The organism is Providencia sp. PROV129, assembly GCF_028482245.1.
Lineage (GTDB): Bacteria > Pseudomonadota > Gammaproteobacteria > Enterobacterales > Enterobacteriaceae > Providencia > Providencia vermicola.
Genome location: NZ_JAMPQD010000005.1, coordinates 190,027 through 206,670, shown reverse-complemented (window position 1 = coordinate 206,670; position 16,644 = coordinate 190,027). Strand labels below are relative to the sequence as shown.

21 protein-coding genes and 4 tRNA genes are annotated in these 16,644 nt (G+C 37.2%); 5 read left to right on the top strand and 20 right to left on the bottom strand.

All coding sequences use genetic code 11. The features are described 5' to 3' along the window. Positions 1-245: 245 nt before the first annotated feature. Complete coding sequence (gene pdxR, locus PSF27_RS02575; protein WP_272680822.1) at positions 246-1,715, bottom strand: MocR-like pyridoxine biosynthesis transcription factor PdxR; 1,470 nt, start codon at positions 1,713-1,715, stop codon at positions 246-248. Between the two features lie 157 nt (positions 1,716-1,872). On the opposite strand from pdxR, the gene PSF27_RS02570 reads away from it, so the two are divergent. After that, positions 1,873-2,304 (top strand): carboxymuconolactone decarboxylase family protein, encoded by a 432-nt coding sequence (locus PSF27_RS02570; protein WP_206083947.1) that lies wholly within the window; start codon positions 1,873-1,875, stop codon positions 2,302-2,304. A 73-nt stretch (positions 2,305-2,377) separates the two neighbouring features. Here PSF27_RS02570 and map read toward each other — a convergent pair whose 3' ends face one another. Further along, positions 2,378-3,148: a type I methionyl aminopeptidase gene (gene map / locus PSF27_RS02565; RefSeq protein ID WP_206083946.1), complete on the bottom strand. Its 771-nt coding sequence runs from the start codon at positions 3,146-3,148 to the stop codon at positions 2,378-2,380. Then, on the bottom strand, positions 3,141-3,347 hold the full coding sequence (locus tag PSF27_RS02560; RefSeq protein ID WP_206083945.1) for a ParD-like family protein: 207 nt from the start codon (positions 3,345-3,347) through the stop codon (positions 3,141-3,143). The genes map and PSF27_RS02560 overlap by 8 nt, the downstream gene beginning before the upstream one ends. Before the next feature lie 325 nt (positions 3,348-3,672). Between PSF27_RS02560 and PSF27_RS02555 the strand changes: the two genes are divergently transcribed. Both PSF27_RS02555 and PSF27_RS02550 read left to right on the top strand, forming a co-directional pair. Next, entirely contained in the window at positions 3,673-4,098 is a 426-nt protein-coding gene (locus tag PSF27_RS02555; protein WP_206083944.1) for a universal stress protein, read from the top strand. A 132-nt stretch (positions 4,099-4,230) separates the two neighbouring features. Further along, positions 4,231-4,662, top strand: a complete 432-nt coding sequence (locus tag PSF27_RS02550; RefSeq protein ID WP_272680821.1) for a hypothetical protein — start codon at positions 4,231-4,233, stop codon at positions 4,660-4,662. 4 nt (positions 4,663-4,666) lie between these two features. Here PSF27_RS02550 and PSF27_RS02545 read toward each other — a convergent pair whose 3' ends face one another. The 3 genes from PSF27_RS02545 to PSF27_RS02535 form a co-directional block, all read right to left on the bottom strand. Beyond that, positions 4,667-5,443, bottom strand: coding sequence for a nucleotidyltransferase domain-containing protein (locus PSF27_RS02545; RefSeq protein ID WP_272680820.1), 777 nt, complete (start codon positions 5,441-5,443; stop codon positions 4,667-4,669). Between the two features lie 62 nt (positions 5,444-5,505). After that, complete coding sequence (locus PSF27_RS02540) at positions 5,506-5,892, bottom strand: GFA family protein (RefSeq protein ID WP_206083941.1); 387 nt, start codon at positions 5,890-5,892, stop codon at positions 5,506-5,508. A 38-nt stretch (positions 5,893-5,930) separates the two neighbouring features. Beyond that, on the bottom strand, positions 5,931-7,136 hold the full coding sequence (locus tag PSF27_RS02535) for a nicotinamide mononucleotide deamidase-related protein YfaY (RefSeq protein WP_272680819.1): 1,206 nt from the start codon (positions 7,134-7,136) through the stop codon (positions 5,931-5,933). 208 nt (positions 7,137-7,344) lie between these two features. Here PSF27_RS02535 and PSF27_RS02530 point away from each other — a divergent pair, with 208 nt between their 5' ends. Both PSF27_RS02530 and PSF27_RS02525 read left to right on the top strand, forming a co-directional pair. Beyond that, complete coding sequence (locus PSF27_RS02530; RefSeq protein ID WP_272680818.1) at positions 7,345-7,653, top strand: toxin-antitoxin system YwqK family antitoxin; 309 nt, start codon at positions 7,345-7,347, stop codon at positions 7,651-7,653. Positions 7,654-7,793: 140 nt separating this feature from the next. Next, complete coding sequence (locus tag PSF27_RS02525; RefSeq protein WP_206083939.1) at positions 7,794-8,315, top strand: YcxB family protein; 522 nt, start codon at positions 7,794-7,796, stop codon at positions 8,313-8,315. Between the two features lie 61 nt (positions 8,316-8,376). Here PSF27_RS02525 and fabV read toward each other — a convergent pair whose 3' ends face one another. The 14 genes from fabV to PSF27_RS02455 form a co-directional block, all read right to left on the bottom strand. Then, on the bottom strand, positions 8,377-9,576 hold the full coding sequence (gene fabV / locus PSF27_RS02520) for an enoyl-ACP reductase FabV (protein WP_206083938.1): 1,200 nt from the start codon (positions 9,574-9,576) through the stop codon (positions 8,377-8,379). A 104-nt stretch (positions 9,577-9,680) separates the two neighbouring features. After that, positions 9,681-9,995 (bottom strand): DUF1090 family protein, encoded by a 315-nt coding sequence (locus PSF27_RS02515; protein WP_206083937.1) that lies wholly within the window; start codon positions 9,993-9,995, stop codon positions 9,681-9,683. A 137-nt stretch (positions 9,996-10,132) separates the two neighbouring features. Further along, entirely contained in the window at positions 10,133-10,720 is a 588-nt protein-coding gene (locus PSF27_RS02510; protein ID WP_272538643.1) for a hypothetical protein, read from the bottom strand. Between the two features lie 125 nt (positions 10,721-10,845). Further along, positions 10,846-10,998, bottom strand: a complete 153-nt coding sequence (locus tag PSF27_RS02505; RefSeq protein ID WP_206083935.1) for an MbeCy — start codon at positions 10,996-10,998, stop codon at positions 10,846-10,848. A gap of 207 nt (positions 10,999-11,205) precedes the next feature. After that, a tRNA-Leu gene (locus PSF27_RS02500) sits at positions 11,206-11,292 on the bottom strand. 129 nt (positions 11,293-11,421) lie between these two features. Then, a tRNA-Leu gene (locus PSF27_RS02495) sits at positions 11,422-11,508 on the bottom strand. A gap of 7 nt (positions 11,509-11,515) precedes the next feature. After that, positions 11,516-11,589 (bottom strand) — tRNA-Cys (locus PSF27_RS02490). A gap of 23 nt (positions 11,590-11,612) precedes the next feature. Next, positions 11,613-11,688: transfer RNA gene (locus PSF27_RS02485), tRNA-Gly, on the bottom strand. Positions 11,689-11,852: 164 nt separating this feature from the next. Further along, positions 11,853-12,401, bottom strand: coding sequence for a CDP-diacylglycerol--glycerol-3-phosphate 3-phosphatidyltransferase (gene pgsA, locus PSF27_RS02480; RefSeq protein WP_206083934.1), 549 nt, complete (start codon positions 12,399-12,401; stop codon positions 11,853-11,855). Positions 12,402-12,458: 57 nt separating this feature from the next. After that, entirely contained in the window at positions 12,459-14,291 is a 1,833-nt protein-coding gene (gene uvrC, locus PSF27_RS02475; protein ID WP_272680817.1) for an excinuclease ABC subunit UvrC, read from the bottom strand. Further along, positions 14,258-14,944, bottom strand: coding sequence for a LuxR C-terminal-related transcriptional regulator (locus PSF27_RS02470; protein WP_206083932.1), 687 nt, complete (start codon positions 14,942-14,944; stop codon positions 14,258-14,260). The genes uvrC and PSF27_RS02470 overlap by 34 nt, the downstream gene beginning before the upstream one ends. A gap of 182 nt (positions 14,945-15,126) precedes the next feature. After that, positions 15,127-15,534 carry a phosphate-starvation-inducible protein PsiE gene (gene psiE / locus PSF27_RS02465; RefSeq protein ID WP_206084381.1) on the bottom strand — a complete coding sequence of 136 codons (408 nt, stop codon included), beginning with the start codon at positions 15,532-15,534 and terminating at the stop codon, positions 15,127-15,129. A 203-nt stretch (positions 15,535-15,737) separates the two neighbouring features. Then, positions 15,738-16,151, bottom strand: a complete 414-nt coding sequence (locus PSF27_RS02460; RefSeq protein ID WP_206083931.1) for a GFA family protein — start codon at positions 16,149-16,151, stop codon at positions 15,738-15,740. 64 nt (positions 16,152-16,215) lie between these two features. Continuing rightward, positions 16,216-16,500, bottom strand: a complete 285-nt coding sequence (locus PSF27_RS02455; protein WP_272680816.1) for a hypothetical protein — start codon at positions 16,498-16,500, stop codon at positions 16,216-16,218. Positions 16,501-16,644 lie beyond the last annotated feature (144 nt).

Sequence of the window (16,644 nt, the reverse complement as noted above, 5' to 3'; positions counted from 1 at the left end):
ATTTGGATAGTTACATTTTTTTAACTTAAAGAGAAATGCAAATGGACTTAATCTTATGCAAAAATTGCATACCTAGAAAAACCAAATCAACCTATTGATTTAGTTTATAAAAATAAATTTATTTTGTTATTGAAGTTTAATTACAAAGCTTAAAATTAAGTTTTCAATTTAAATTAAACAATAAAAAACCACCTATAAATACAACTTAAGCCAAATAAATCACATTTAAATAAATCAAATTTTCTTTATTTAGATCTTCCTGATGATAACAACTTCTGGTTAATTTCCTTTAATTTTTGACACAATATCAATGCTTCCTGCTTATCTTTTATATTGGTAAAACCCAATAATAAAAAAGCACTTTCTTTTTTATTTATCAACCAGTCATCTAAAGCTTCAACTTTTAATCCATGATATGCGGCTGATTGGGAAAATTGAATTGCCGATATTCCATTGATAATTTTGACAACAAGATGCATGCCACCAGCCTGTAATTCTATGTCAAAAACATCACTCAATTTTATTTTTATCGCCTCTATTAAAAAAGATCTTCTTTGGTGATAGAGATGGCGCATTTTACGTAAATGACGGGAAAAGTGACCTTCTTGAATAAATACTCTGGTAATTTCCTGCTGCCAACTTGGGCATTGATTCCCCATTATCATAGCCGTGGAATGGAAATGATCATGGTAGCTAGAAGGAACGACAATATAAGATAGGCGTAATGCAGGGTACAATACTTTGCTAAACGTCCCACAGTAAATAACACGTTCTTGGCTATCCAAACTTTTCAATGCAGGTAACGGGCGGCCTTGATAGTGAAATTCACCATCATAATCGTCTTCAATTATCCAACTACCTTGTTGGTTTGCCCATTCAAGTAATGCTAATCTGCGTTCTAAAGTTAATGTTGCGTTTGTTGGACTTTGATGTGTTGGTGTGACGAGCGCAAATTTAGCTACTGGTGCCACTTCAACACCTTGCGTAACATTAATCCCTTGGTCGTCCACGCTTATAGGCATTAGTTTTAATCCTATTTGCTGTAAAAAATCACGCGCAATATAGTAGCCAGGCTCCTCAAACCACCCCGTATCTCCTGCTGTAAATAAGCTTTGAGCAATTAATTGTAAACTTGCACGATGACCAAAACTAATAAATATTTGTTCTGGGGAGCAGTCAATTCCTCGTGATATCATTAAATAACTAGCTAAACCTTCTCTTAACTGTTTTAGCCCTTGAACATCAGGGTAACTTAGCAAATTAAAATGGCTATCACGTAATATTTTTGTAGAAATTCTAGCCCATAATTTATGTGGAAAAGCATCTAACGCTGGAATACCTAATTGAAATGCTAAAACTGTATAATCACTAAAATTCCGCTTTGAACGATTATTTACCAGCACTGCCTTATTCGAAGCTTTCTCTTCAAGATACAAGTCTTCTGGATCTTTGAATTTATTTATTGGAAGGTTTTTTATCGTTTGGGAAATAAAGGTTCCTTTCGCACCTTTAGTTTCAAGTAGCCCTTCACTAACTAATAACTGATATGCCAATTCAATCGTACCTCGAGCAACATTGAGTTCACTCGCTAATACTCTTACTGCAGGCAAACGCTGCTCAGCTTTTAGTTGGCCACTTTTAATTCCCTCATTAATTCTCTGGTAAATTTGCAGGTAAATTGGTGTATTAATATTGCTATCAATTTTTAAAAACATACGCGCCCCCAATGACATTCACCTGAAACTTGTCCTAGTAAAATCAGTTATTCTTGTCCCTTTAAACTAGGCCAAGATAACCTTAAAATGAGGCCATAACAATCGCTATTACTGTACTTTGCATTTTATCTACTGATTAAATATATGAGGAAACACCATGAGCGCACTTAGATTAGCGTATAACACATTATCTCCTGAAGCCTATAAAGGACTCATTGATTGTAAAAACGCCCTCGATAAAAGTGGATTAGGTAAAGAACTAGTTGAACTGGTTTATTTAAGAGTGTCACAAATAAATGGCTGTGCATTTTGCCTTGATATGCATGCGAACTCCTTACGTAATGCTGGCCTAAGCAATAAAAAAATTGATACCCTTGCTGGGTGGCAAGTAAGTCATCATTTTAGTGTTCAAGAACGTGCCGTATTAGCATGGACTGAAGCGGTTGTTAATATTGTCGAAAGTGGCACTCCTGATAACTTATTTGATGAGCTAAAACGCCATTTTAGTGATGTACAGATTTCTGATTTAACAATAGCCATTGGGTTAATGAGTGCATTTAATCGCATTGCGATTGCATTAAGACAATAGTTAAGACTTACTGCAAACAAAATGAGTTTGCTACCCTTTTGGCTAACAAACTCATTATAATAAGACTTAAAAACTATTTTTCTTCATCACGCAAAGTTAATACTTCATATCCTTCTTTCGTCACTAAAATGGTATGTTCAGATTGTGCTGACAGTTTTTTATCTCTTGTAACTACCGTCCAACCATCTTTTTTCGTTTTAATTTTCATACCCCCTTGGTTAATCATGGGTTCAATAGTAAATGTCATACCTTCTTTTAACTCTATGCCTTTACCTTTAACACCATAATGCAGTACTTGTGGATCTTCATGCATTTCGCGACCAATACCATGCCCACAGTATTCACGAACAACACTATAACCTTTTGATTCTGCATAATGTTGAATAGCAGAGCCAATGTCTCCTAATGTTGCACCAGGCTTAACTTGCTTAATACCTTCCCACATTGCAAAATAGGTGTCTTTAACAAGCTTACGTGCTAGTGGCGATGCATCTGGCATGACATACATTTTACTTGAGTCGGCAATAAAACCATTTTTTTCCAAGGTAATATCAACATTAATGATATCTTTATTTTTTAAGATTTCATCTGTCTTAGGTATGCCATGGCATACTACTTCATTTAATGAGGTATTTAACACATACTGGTAACCATATTGCCCTTTACTCGCAGGGCGTGCTTGTAATTCTTCAATAATATAACGTTCTACTTTGTCGTTAATTTCCATGGTCGAAATGCCTGGTACAATAACTGAATCAAGCATTTTAAATACACGCGCCAATAGTTTCCCTGACTCACGCATCAGTTCAATTTCTTCTGCTGTTTTTATTGTAATATTATTCATGAACTTTCCCTTTTACCTCAGATAACTCTTTTTCTAGCATCTCATTGATTAACATTGTAAATGTCTTATCTGGATTTAACTCCGCTTGCATACCTATTTTTATCCAAAACTCAGCTTGAGAGTTTATAGAGCGTGACATCACCTGGCTTGCATGACGCAAATAATCATGCAGTTCATCTGAAATTTTTACGATCCCCAAAATGCCCTCGACTCGACAATACGAAATATATATAAATTATAATAAATCATATAACAATGACATCGCAATGCAAAGCTAAGGCGATTGAAATAGCACAAGTAGCATGAAAAATAGCAGGTGTTTTTCTATTAACTTGCTTAAGATGAATCCGCCGTCAAAGTATTTATATTGTTAATCGGCTATGATCAATTTGCGAAATTTTGGTTGACTCGCTTGCTAGCCCTTTCGCGTTTCATTTAGCAAAAGGCTAATATAAATTAGCATCTATTTATAATTCTAAATTCGATTACAGCATGGACTCATTAAATGAAAGCTGGAGAAAAACATGTATAATAAAATCTTAGTACCTATTGATATTACAGAGAAAAGCTTAGCTCATCTGGTCATGTCACATATTCAATATTTGGCTGAATATGAAAATGCACATATCCATTTTTTAGCCATCATTCCGACTGTTCCTTTTTATACTACGATGGGTTTTGGCTTTGCTGAAAAAGCAGATAGTGAACAAGAAAATGTAACTAAACAGCTTGCTGAAATCATCAAAGAATTTAATATTTCCACGAATAAATATAGCGCTCAAGTATTAATGGGCACACCAAGAGATGAAATATTACGCGTTGCTGAAGAAATTTCAGCCGATTTGATCGTAATTGGCTCAAGAAGACCAGGGATGTCCACCTATTTCCTCGGTTCAACGGCGTCGATGGTTATTCAAAACTCAAAAATCTCTGTTTTAACTGTCCGCTAGATTATCACTGATACTTATTCGTAAGGTAGCTCATTGATTAGAGCTATCTTAATTTTCATGTTATTCCTAGAGACAAAAATGTACAACGGAATTACCTTGTTTTTATACTCAATTTTTCAATCAAGGAATGTAATGAAAAAGTATTTTCTCGGAATTAGTATTAGCATTAATATTATTTTACTCGTTGCACTGATTATTGCTATAATCATGTTTTTCAATATGAAAAATAAGGTGTTAACCTTAGTTGAACAGGTTAAATCAGGGGAATATATTGAGCTTATTAAACAAAATTCAGAGCAATTAATACCAAATACCTTAAAGGACTTACAAGCGATAGAAATAAGTGATAACCCTTGCGAATATTTTTATCAAAAAGTCGACACTGCTGTTGAATACTTAAACAAAAACCCCGATATTATCGGTGCAGAAACATACGCAAGCCAATTGTCTACACTTAAAAGTACTATTGATAAAACACCCTCACTTTTAAAAGATAAAGCCTGCAAAAAAGGGATCTCAAGCTTTAACTATATTATTGAAGCAGTACAACCTAACGAAAAATAGTCGTTCAGAATTTCGTTATATGATCTCTTTCATACGAAAGCCAATTCATAAATTCATATAGGTGAAAAGTAAACTGCTGGTCATGAGCAGATGGTTCCCTTGCCTGAGCTAAAAAATATTGTATTGGCCTTTTTTGTTTAGGATAGCGCTGTATTATTTTTTGCACATAATCTTCAAGGCTATCAGGCCAGTCTTTATCTGCTTCTTTGCGTAAAAGATCGGTAGAGCGGATTAACTTCCTAGAAGCAGCTCTTTGCAAAAACTTTCGCTTAGTTAAATCACGACAAGTGTCGATTTGATGTATATAGCCATTTAATACCTCGAGGAAATCACCATTGACTACATCCACAATTTTCTTTGAAGGCAAAAATGGCATAAATTTTTTGCTCAGATCATCACCATAAAGGCAGCGACAGTGGTGTTTTATCCAATAACCCCAGCTATATAAATTAGTCTTATCCATGACATCTGAATAGGTGCCAATATCAAAATCAACTTTACTAACGACTTGGTAGTCTGAAGCCAAGGTCACTTGCAGTTGCGCTAAATGAGATACTTCGATTTGGTTGACAGGTTGATTAACAATGACACAGAGATCAAGGTCAGATTTATATGGCGTTGCTTGCCCTTTCGCCACGCTACCATAAATATAAATACTGTGAAGGTTCTTGTTTAATAAAGCACTAAGGCAATTGATTGACTCAGTTATTACTTGCTGAAATTCTGATTGATAAGGCTGCTCGCCAAGAACAAGAATACAACCATTTTTATCTAAAGCCACTATTTCACCATTACCATCTAACCGAATTTTTACGACCTTAACACGTTTTAAAGCAAGCACAATTACTGTTCATAACTGATTAAGTGACGCCACCAAGCTGGCGCTAAATCAACAAAAGAATGATATTCTAATGGTAACTCTAACTGCGCAGGATCATCCATCACGCCAGTTAGTAAAGCAACTGTAGGTTCGTCATCAATGGCACCCAGTGAGCTACCACATAGCGAGCAAAATGCCCTACTTGAATGATTAGATGAACGATAGGTTGCAGGTTTTCCACCCTTTCCTACCCATTCAACATTTTCAGCTGCAAATTCAAGCCAGACTAAAGTCTGTGCACCTGTTTGCTTTTGGCAAATATCACATGAACACGAGTGAACATTACGAGGGGCTTTTGCCTGAAAACGAATATCACCACAAAGGCATCCTCCAGAAATCAAGTTGCTCATAAACCACCTTAATTTATTAATAGTTAAGTCCGTATCCACTAATTATCCAAAATAAGTGATTCAGTTTGAACCAACCATTCATAATACCCAATGACTTCACGACCATTTAACCAACGAGAAAGCATATCTAACATAAGCATCACACTGACTTCTTGCTTTTCTTTCTTTGAGTGATTATTGGGTAAATAATGTACCCTTTGTGCATAACACTTTTCAGGGGTAGATAATGCGAAATTTAAAAACTGACCATCAAACTCCCCTATTACCAATCCTATAGAAGCTAATTGAGCTTTAGCGATATTTTTTGCTCGGTCTATTAATGTTGTGAGTGTTTGTTCTGGATCATTCTCAATCACATAGCTCATATTATTCAAAGCTTCTACTGAACTTAGTGTCCAACTTAATAACCCCGCACTAAACTGCTCACTCACTGCAACTTTTAATTGTCTTTCTTGTAATTGTTTGCTGATTTTCTTAGCAAAACCCTCAGTACCTTCAAAAATCAGGTTATCCCCGACACTTTGCTTAATGCTGTGCCAGTGTTGTTCCATGAGCACTTTCTGAGAAGCTGGCCCAGTCAATTTTAATTCAATTATTGGCATAGAAGAGCGATAACCGAGTACGCATGCATCAGGCAACTCAATATGATCGAATTGTTTTGCTAAACTGCTTTCACTACGTCCAAAACTGGTTAAACGTAAGCAGATGGGCGGCTCAGGTAAGGTAAAACGCGCCCGTAATCGAGGAAGTATTTGGTCATTCACCATGACTTTAAATTCTGACGGTACACCTGGAGTAAAAAATAACAAACAGTCATTAAGCATTATTGAAAACCCACACGCTGTGCCCACTGGATTATCAATTAATTCTGCATTTTCAGGAAGTAATGCTTGTTTACGATTAGTTTCAGGCATGACTCGCCCACGGCTAATAAAATAGCGCTCCATCACTTCAATCCACTGCGTATGCTCAATCAATGGTACACCCGCTGCTTTTGCTGCGGCTAATGCACTGAGGTCATCACTCGTTGGCCCAAGCCCACCGTTCACAATAAGAATATCCGCATGCTGACTACGCTCCAAAAAAGCATTAACTAAGCTTTCTAAATTATCCCCCACCGTCGTTCTTGTACTTAAAGGGATACCTTGCTGGAAAAAACAATCAGCCAACCATGCTGCATTGGTATCAACGATTTGACCATGTAGAACTTCATCACCAGTGCTTAGCATCTCAACAACTAACATTCGCAACTCTCTTTATCACAAAATAATATTCTAACGCTAAATTACCTTATTACCTCAGCGACTAAAATCACTATTTTTAAATTCATAAAAATAGACAATAACAAAATAAATAGTTTAAGAAAATTCTCACCATAATTCGTCATAAAACGTCTATAGCCATATAGCTAATTGAATAAACTAATTTTTCACAGCAATAGATAGGGTTAATATGTTAAAAATAAATCAATTAAAATCTGTCGCATTTTTTTCTTTTGCACTAATTATTTCTGGCTGCCAAGTTGATGGTTTAGTCCGTACATATCATGATGATGAACGTATTGATATTGAAATGACAGCTTCCAATGGAAAATTATCAGGCCCATTTAAAATTTACCACAATACCCCCTCTAGTAAGCCCCATATCATAGGTACTTTTAATAATGGTGAGCTTGTGGATGAAATTACTGAATTCGATGAAAACGGATCTGTGACAACTAAAGGCTATTTTCGTAACGGTAAAGTTTATTTAGACCAATAATTTTTTTCCCCTAACTCCGTTCGGGGGAATTTATCTAATTGTTAACCCTATTCCTATCTAACCAATTTACACCCGATACGCTTACCGCTATTATCCCAACAACACCTATTCTCTAACAAAAATAATTAAGATATCCGTTTATGATAAATCCAATTTTGGTTTCACTTAACCGCACTGATTACATAAGGTTTAGTCGTTACTGTTTTAAAAACAAATATTTTTCGAAAAAGAAAACGAGTAGCTTACCCTTTACTCTTTTTATACTTGTTTTTATTGTCGCGTGCGCCTCTGCCTTTCGATATTTTCAAGCAACCTTACCAATCATTTTCATTTCTTTTTTATTGGCTGTATTACTATTTATTACCTTTACGCTACGTATAGTACAAAGCTTTAATAAAGCTATTCCTGATGATGATGGATTTCTATTTATTGAACGTGAATATCGGTTTGATGATGAAGGTATGCATGAGACCAGTAATCAAGGTTCTTCATCGATAAAATGGAGTGCAGTGCAATTTATCCGAACGGATGGTGATTTATTGTATCTATTTTTAGATAGAGTCTATGCAGTGATTATTCCTGCTCGCAGCTTTACATCAGAACAAGAAAGCCAGCAATTTATTTTGTTTGTTAAAAGCAAAATATCCTCACCATTAAATTAGACTATAAAAAACCCGCATGCATATGCGGGTTTTATGTATTAAATGAATGATGAGTAGCTTATTAAACCAGTTCAATCACTTCAAAGTTAACTTCGCCACTTAAATCTGCATCATAATCGACGCCATTCAAGCCAAAACCAAATAGACGCAGGAATTCAGCTTTATAACCTTGATAATCAGTCAACTCATTGATGTTATTATCATTAAGCTGTTTCCAAATTTCGCGGCAAGTATTTTGGACATCATCACGTAATTCCCAATCATCTAAACGCAGACGGTGTTTTTCATCAGTATCTGGTGCAGTACCGCTGAACAACTTAGTTGCAAATAAACGTTGAATTTGTTCGATACAACCTTCGTGAATGCCTTGTTCTTTCATTATCTTAAACACGATAGAGATATATAATGGCATAACAGGAATAGCTGAAGATGCTTGCGTAACCACTGATTTTAATACTGCGACATAAGCTGAGCCGCCTTTTGCCTGCAATTTTTGGTTAATTGCATGCGCTGCACGGTCTAAATCTTCTTTGGCCTTTCCTAAAGTACCATGCCAGTAAATTGGCCACGTTAAATCGGTACCGATGTAAGAATAAGCCACTGACTGCGCGTTATCCGCCAGAACACCAGCTTCATCTAACGCATTCATCCACAGTTCCCAGTCCTGACCGCCCATCACTTTAACAGTATCAGCGATTTCTTGTTCATTCGCTGGCTCAACAACCGCTTCAATCAATACATCTTTGTTAGTATCTAATGCAACAGATTTGTACGGCTCGCCAATCGGTTTCAACGCAGAACGTACGATTTCACCCGTTTCTGGCATTTTACGCACAGGGGAAGCCAGTGAATAAACAACTAAATCAATTTGGCCTAAATCTTGTTTAATTAAATCAATGACTGTTTGACGGCACTCATCAGAGAAGGCATCACCGTTAATGCTTTTTGCATATAAGCCTTCTTCTTTGGCAGCCTTGTCAAAACCAGCTGAGTTATACCAACCGGCTGAACCTGTTTTGCTCTCACTACCTGGCTTTTCAAAAAATACGCCGATAGTTGCCGCACCGCTGCCAAAAGCAGCATTGATACGAGAAGCTAGACCGTAACCGGTGGATGCACCAATAACCAGAACCTTTTTAGGTCCATTTTTTAATTCGCCACGAGATTTAACATAGGCGATTTGCTCACGAACATTGGCTTCACAACCAGCTGGATGAGCTGTAGTGCAGATAAAACCACGAATTTTAGGTTTGATAATCATAGTCATTCTTTCTTGGTAGCTAACAATCAGCGTCTAATATACCTGATATTCTCCATTTACTTAAGACTGGTGGAAAATAAACATAGTGAACAGACCAGTTTTGTCTATTTTAAATCCTTTAATGCTTCAATGACACGCCTTAAAGATTCTAATTCCCTTTCTAATTCACTCGTTTTTCCACGTGGATAGTTATCATAAATACGTGTTGCACCTGAACGGCTGTCATAACATTTATCTTCAATTTCATGAATTTTTTGCTTTATTTTGGCAATTTTGTGCCTATTTTCATAATGAGATATATGGCGCAGCTGTTTTTCCAACTTTATGATTTTCTTTTCACAACGAGAATAATGAGACCCTGCTTGTGAAGATAATGGAATGATCATTAACAATAGTGCCAATGCCAGCGTCTTTTTCATGTTTTTTCTCAATATTCATAAAATAATGATATCGAGTTCATCATCATTCCCTTATTCCATCTACGGGAATTTTCTTAGTTAAGATTTAGTTATAACCAGATGAAAGAATTACGCATTTTTAATCAAATTAAGTATTTTTACTCAGATTCATTTTTTGTCGTCATTTCTTGGGGCTTATCTGGAATTAAGTTATAGATAGTCATGACTGAATAAATGATATCTTTTTTGTTATGGATTTTTTTGAAATGTGAATTACTGACGATCCCCACCATTATTTGCATCCCATTTTGCTCATATACCCGCTTAAATGGCGTCGTTTCGTCATCAGATATTTTATCTAGGAAAAAAGAGTCGCGTTTATACCGCTCGATCGTTTTCTTTGGAATACCATATTTTTCATACATTTTTTGATTAATTTCATCATACTCTGCTAAGATAACCGCTTGATCACGGCTATCTTTTCCTTGAGCAGAAATAAGCATCAAGGTGTTTTCTTCTCGTGAAAACATCAATAAAAACATTCGTCCTTTTACGGTTGGCGTATTTGGTGTGGAGCACAACGCCCCGTTTTCTTGAAACTCAGTGCACTGTAACCCAACTAAATTCAGCCGTTTCACATCAGCAGGCGTTTGCCCCCATTTAAAGCCATAAGGGGCATCCAGTTTATTTGTGCTACAGCCTGCTAATACAAGAACAAAGAAGGTAATTAAAATTCCTTTTATCATTACTTAACACATCCCAATTAAGTCATCTAATTGGATACTATCAAAAACGGATGATTAATCAAAAAACAACATCGCTTTTATCAAATTAAATGACCTGACTGAATAACGTGTTTTTACTTCACAGTCTAACGTTCCTTTTTTTCTTGTTCTTTCGCTTCGGCCATTGCGATTTCTTTCAGCCAATCCGCTAATAATGGTTTTGTTTTTACTGCATCTAATAAAGCGCGTTCATGCTTTGTTAAACGCACAACCACAACTTCTGTTTTCATATGTGACATAGCCAGTCTCTTTCTTAAAAATTGAATAATGACATAAAAACCTGGCAGAACGGTCTGACTTACGGATTTTTACACGAGTTTCGTGTTAATTTACACAAGAGAAGCTTTATTAGAAATCAATCGTTTGAATGATGGAGGAAGAAAAAATAGATACAAAAAAACCACCTATTGGTGGTTAATTGTCAAACTTAACAAAGTTAAGATTGATGGTGCCCAGGGCGGGACTTGAACCCGCACAGCCTAAAGGCCGAGGGATTTTAAATCCCTTGTGTCTACCGATTTCACCACCTGGGCCAAATTGTATTTTCTCTTTCGAGAGGGATAAGGTAACTCACCCGTTAATCAATATACTGGAGTAGACGCTCGTATAAAGATCCTATTTACTTAAAATAAAATGAATCAAATGATTCTCTTACTTCAAGATGGTGCCCAGGGCGGGACTTGAACCCGCACAGCCTAAAGGCCGAGGGATTTTAAATCCCTTGTGTCTACCGATTTCACCACCTGGGCTAAATTATGGAGGCGCGTCCCGGAGTCGAACCGAGCTACACGGATTTGCAATCCGGTGCATAACCGCTTTGCTAACGCGCCTTATCCGAATTTCTTGCGAAATTTGGAGCGGGAAACGAGACTCGAACTCGCGACCCCGACCTTGGCAAGGTCGTGCTCTACCAACTGAGCTATTCCCGCGTTAAGCTTAACTTTCAGCTTATGCTATCAAACTGGCTGATTTACTTATTTATTTTCATAAACCATGTTGCCGTTCGATGCGTTGCATTCTACTGATTTCACCTATCGAGTCAATACAATTATTGAAATAATTGGATCGTTCGCTGTTTTTTCAATCATTTCGATCACGCTTCGCTCAAATCGCCCCACGCTGCTTTTAAATATTGGAACATTGACCAAAATGTTAAGATAGCAGCGACATACATTAGCGCAATAGAAAGGTTTTCAATTAAAGGTGTCGGGCGCCATAATAGCCCTACGAGTGACATCATTTGTGCCGTTGTTTTAAATTTACCAATCCAAGATACGGCAACACTGCTACGCTTACCAATCTCCGCCATCCATTCACGTAATGAAGAAATAATAATCTCACGTGCAATCATGGTTGCGGCAGGTAATGTTACATACCAGACATCATAACTTTCAGTGACTAAAACAAGCGCGGTTGCGACCATTACTTTATCCGCAACAGGGTCTAAAAATGCCCCGAACTTCGTGGTTTGCTTCCAAAGTCGAGCTAAAAAACCGTCAAACCAATCCGTCACGGCGGCGACAACAAAAATCAACGCACAGGCGAACGGCCCCCAAGTCACAGGGAGGTAAAATGCCAAGACAAAAAATGGTATTAGGATGACGCGAAATAATGTCAGCCACGTTGGTATGTTTAATTTCATCACGCTCACTAACTTTTTGACCAAGTTGGATATTATGAATATGTTGCCCTAAGACACTTACTGTTTCAATGCATTATAAATCTTTTCTGCAAGCGCGTATGAGATCGAGGGCACTTTTGCGATTTCTTCTATGCTGGCATTACGCAATGGCTGCAATCCCCCCATATATTTTAATAACATTTGACGACGCTTAGGCCCAACGCCTTCAATCGATTCCAACGCACTCGTATTTTTTACTTTTGCTCTGCGTTGGCGATGCCCTGTAATCGCATGGTTATGGGACTCATCCCGAATATGTTGTATTACATGCAATGCAGGTGAATCAGGGGGTAAGGCAAAACCTTCGCCTTCAGGTTTCAAGAAAAGCGTTTCAAGCCCTGCTTTACGATCACTGCCCTTTGCCACGCCAATTAATAAAGGATGATTTTTATCCCAATCAACCTCAAGAGAGTCAAATACATCCCTAGCTTGCCCTAGTTGCCCTTTTCCACCATCAATAAAGATAATATCAGGCACTTTTCCTTCATCGAGGTGTTTACCATATCGACGAGTCAATACTTGGTGCATGGCTGCATAATCATCACCAGGAGTGATACCTGAAATGTTATAACGGCGATATTCTGATTTCACTGGGCCCGTTTTATCAAAAACAACGCAAGAAGCGACTGTTTGCTCCCCCATAGTATGAGAAATATCAAAGCACTCCATACGTGATATATTTTCTAAATGAACCACCTTCGCTAACGCAGCCATACGCTGTTGCACTGTCGAGTTCTGCGCTATTTTAGTGGATAACGCAATCAAGGCATTCGTGCGGGCTAATTTCAAATAGCGTGCTCTCGCTCCTCTTGGCTGGCTTTGAATGTTAATCTTACGCCCCGCCAACTCAGATAATGACTGAGCAAGTAACTCTTTTTCTGTCAGGGCAAAATCCAGCAATATTTCCCCTGGTAATGTACGATTTTCGCTACCCTGTAAATAAAATTGCCCCAAAAAAGTTTGAACAACTTCATCTTGTTGGGTATCTGCTGGGATTTTAGGGAAATAACTGCGGCTGCCAAGCACTTTACCTTGACGTATAAACAATACGTGCACACAAGCAAGACCTGATTCAAAAGAGACTCCGATGACATCGAGGTCATCTCCCTCACCAGAAACATATTGCTCTTCAGTCACCGTCCGTACAGCTTGAATTTGATCGCGAAAACGCGCAGCGTCTTCAAAGCGCAACTCTTGGCTAGCCTTCTCCATTCGCTCCACAAGGCCAGTTAATACTTGCTTGTCTTTCCCTGTCAAAAATAACCGCACATACTCCACTTGCTGATCATAGTCTTCATCAGAAACTAGACCTTTAACACAAGGCCCTAAACAGCGCCCTATTTGGTATTGTAAACAAGGTCTTGAGCGATTTTTATAAACACTATCCTCACATTGACGTATAGGGAATAGTTTCTGCATTAAGGTTAGGGTTTCACGTACGGCATAAGAACTTGGAAATGGGCCAAAATACTCACCTTTGGCATGTTTAGCACCGCGGTGCATCGAGATCCGTGGGTGCGTTTCCTGACTTAAAAATAGATATGGATAGGATTTATCATCACGCAACAACACGTTATAACGGGGCTGGTACAACTTAATATAATTATGTTCAAGTAATAATGCTTCAGTTTCAGTGTGTGTCACGGTGACATCAATAGCAGCAATTTGTTTGACGAGCTGCTCTGTTTTTCGGCTACTGACATTTTCACGAAAGTAACTGGAAAGCCTTTTTTTCAAGTCTTTCGCCTTACCAACGTATATAACCGTTCCGCCCGCATCGTACATTCGATATACGCCAGGCTGATTTGTCACTGTTTTTAAGAAAGCTTTTGATTCGAACTGTTCTGCCACTCGGATAAACCCTGTACTGTAATTAAACCATATCTAATGGCTATATGAGTTAATTCTACATCACTACAGATATTAAGTTTACCAAACATTCGATATCGATAAGTATTTACTGTTTTAGGACTCAAGGATAGCGTCTGTGCAACCTGCTTAATAGGTACACCTTGGGTTATCATCAACATTATTTCCAGTTCACGACCCGACAAAAGCTCGTATAAATCTTGCTGATTATTATGAACAGCACGATACAAAGCGAGATCTTGAGCAATATCAGGAGAAATAATTCGCCTTTTTACATTTACCACCTTTATCGCTTCTATCAGATCGTCTTCAGTAATGTGGACACTCAACAACCCAAAAATACCAATATCTAATGCTTTGAGAAAAAAAGAATAATTACTACGAACGTTATAAATAATAATTCCCACATCAGGCTGCGTGCGCCGCAATGTTTGAATCATTTTTAAGGAATCAAAGTGACAGTGGTCACTACTGATTAAAATAACACTGGCTCTTTGATGACGGTTCCAAACCACCGCTTGGTCAATCGAGGAAAATGAAGCTATCAATTTGCAGCGTGAATGACGACTAAATATAAACTCAAATCCATGCAGAGTAATATTATTGTCATCAATAATTATTATATTTATTCCCATATTATATTATTTATCAATGAATTAAATAGAAATGAATGAGGATTTTATATTGCAAGTCGCTGGGATACAACCTCTTTATCATTACACAAACACTAGGTAATTCATTTAATAATAATTAAAACCTTCAAACAATAAAAAGGAGATATAGACTCCCTTTTACTATTTAAAGAATAAATATTTTATTACTCACGTTTTAGTTTTTCTGTATTCGCGATGTAAAGAGCGACAACCAGTACTAAAATTGCCCCTGCATGCAATAACGTTGTCATTGGGTCACTATGATCGACAATAATCAAACGAATGATTGCTGTAATGCCAATATAAATAAAATATCTTAAAGGGAAATGATAACCTGACATAAAATATTTAATGATCAATGCAATAAACTCAAAGTAGAGGAAATAAATAACAATCCCCTCTAAGAGCTCATAAGCTGTTGCTCCCTTTGAGCTACCAAACATTAAAGATGCCATCGTAAAGGTTTCTTTTGCTAAAAAAAACACCAAAACAGCGGCTAAGGTAATTAAACCAATATTCAGAATCCATTGTAGTACCCATGCAATGTTACTCGCATGACGCATTCCTTTCATACTATTCATTTGTTAATCCCCAAAGAAATACAAAACATGAGTACAATGACAGCTATTACGCGTTGTTACCCATATTATTCAATGCATATTGTCTTAATTGTAAATCAAATTTTTGTCGTTAGCATGACAAACAGAAAGGAAATTTGCAGTTTTGCGGTAAGGTGAGCACGCTTCCCGCCTTACCATAACCTTTTATTCAGCAATTAATTTGAAGGGGCTCCCATCATTTTTAATATATCTTGCTCAGTCAGCATCGCTGTTTGCTCAACAAAATTATAATATTTTGGTTTGCTATCAATATAAATTTGCATCGCCAATTGCGCTTGTTTGCTGTCTTCAAACAGGGTTGCCGATACATAATATGTTGATGGATTAATTAAATGGTAAAAAAGATGTGTACCACACTGCTTACAAAATGCGCGCTCCCCCCACTGTGAGGATACAAACGTAGTGACCGAGTCTTGGCCTTCAATGTGTAAATCGCTACCGCAATCTACACTAAAACCTGGACCGCCATTCCATTTTTGGCACATGCTACAATGACAAACACTTAGCTTATCAACTGCTTTACCCGTTGATACCTTAACTGCACCACATAAACATTGACCTTTATGCATCTTACTTTCCTTTGCTATGCCTATTAATGGGTTTCTTACCTATTAATGGCTATTTTCCCTCAAATTACAACTTACTTTTCTTTTTATTTAGGTTAAATTGGCGGTCGGTAAAACGTCGATCGTTGGTTGCGTCTTGCAGTAAAATACTCTCAAGCTCCTTAGCTTCTCGTTCGGACTCCATATCCCCTTCATTCTGCTGATTTTGATGTAACTGCACATACTCATACGTAATTGCATGGGGAGTAATCCCAGTTAATAACGTATTATCTGTGGCTTGGGCAAATAAAGTTGCTCCCGTAAATAACGCTATGCCGATAAATAAACGAGTAAATAAAATATTTTTCATCATGTTCTCCTTTCACTAAAATATGTTTTAGCGCGAAAGGCTGTCAAAAAAAACACAGAGTACGTAATTGTTTTAATGATTCAGTAAAATCATGTAGATATTTGTCTGGATGAACTATTTAGATAGTTAAAACGTAAAAAGAGAGCA

What these genes read in the sequence shown, in the direction of transcription:
- PSF27_RS02505 (WP_206083935.1), bottom strand. Translation starts at nt 10,998, where the DNA reads ATGTCACATATGAAAACAGAAGTTGTGGTTGTGCGTTTAACAAAGCAT.
- PSF27_RS02540 (WP_206083941.1), bottom strand. Translation starts at nt 5,892, where the DNA reads ATGAGCAACTTGATTTCTGGAGGATGCCTTTGTGGTGATATTCGTTTT.
- pdxR (WP_272680822.1), bottom strand. Translation starts at nt 1,715, where the DNA reads ATGTTTTTAAAAATTGATAGCAATATTAATACACCAATTTACCTGCAA.
- PSF27_RS02510 (WP_272538643.1), bottom strand. Translation starts at nt 10,720, where the DNA reads ATGATAAAAGGAATTTTAATTACCTTCTTTGTTCTTGTATTAGCAGGC.
- pgsA (WP_206083934.1), bottom strand. Translation starts at nt 12,401, where the DNA reads ATGAAATTAAACATACCAACGTGGCTGACATTATTTCGCGTCATCCTA.
- PSF27_RS02530 (WP_272680818.1), top strand. Translation starts at nt 7,345, where the DNA reads ATGTTAAAAATAAATCAATTAAAATCTGTCGCATTTTTTTCTTTTGCA.
- PSF27_RS02460 (WP_206083931.1), bottom strand. Translation starts at nt 16,151, where the DNA reads ATGCATAAAGGTCAATGTTTATGTGGTGCAGTTAAGGTATCAACGGGT.
- PSF27_RS02470 (WP_206083932.1), bottom strand. Translation starts at nt 14,944, where the DNA reads ATGGGAATAAATATAATAATTATTGATGACAATAATATTACTCTGCAT.
- psiE (WP_206084381.1), bottom strand. Translation starts at nt 15,534, where the DNA reads ATGAAAGGAATGCGTCATGCGAGTAACATTGCATGGGTACTACAATGG.
- PSF27_RS02550 (WP_272680821.1), top strand. Translation starts at nt 4,231, where the DNA reads ATGAAAAAGTATTTTCTCGGAATTAGTATTAGCATTAATATTATTTTA.
- PSF27_RS02515 (WP_206083937.1), bottom strand. Translation starts at nt 9,995, where the DNA reads ATGAAAAAGACGCTGGCATTGGCACTATTGTTAATGATCATTCCATTA.
- PSF27_RS02570 (WP_206083947.1), top strand. Translation starts at nt 1,873, where the DNA reads ATGAGCGCACTTAGATTAGCGTATAACACATTATCTCCTGAAGCCTAT.
- map (WP_206083946.1), bottom strand. Translation starts at nt 3,148, where the DNA reads ATGAATAATATTACAATAAAAACAGCAGAAGAAATTGAACTGATGCGT.
- PSF27_RS02555 (WP_206083944.1), top strand. Translation starts at nt 3,673, where the DNA reads ATGTATAATAAAATCTTAGTACCTATTGATATTACAGAGAAAAGCTTA.
- PSF27_RS02535 (WP_272680819.1), bottom strand. Translation starts at nt 7,136, where the DNA reads ATGTTAGTTGTTGAGATGCTAAGCACTGGTGATGAAGTTCTACATGGT.
- PSF27_RS02525 (WP_206083939.1), top strand. Translation starts at nt 7,794, where the DNA reads ATGATAAATCCAATTTTGGTTTCACTTAACCGCACTGATTACATAAGG.
- PSF27_RS02455 (WP_272680816.1), bottom strand. Translation starts at nt 16,500, where the DNA reads ATGATGAAAAATATTTTATTTACTCGTTTATTTATCGGCATAGCGTTA.
- fabV (WP_206083938.1), bottom strand. Translation starts at nt 9,576, where the DNA reads ATGATTATCAAACCTAAAATTCGTGGTTTTATCTGCACTACAGCTCAT.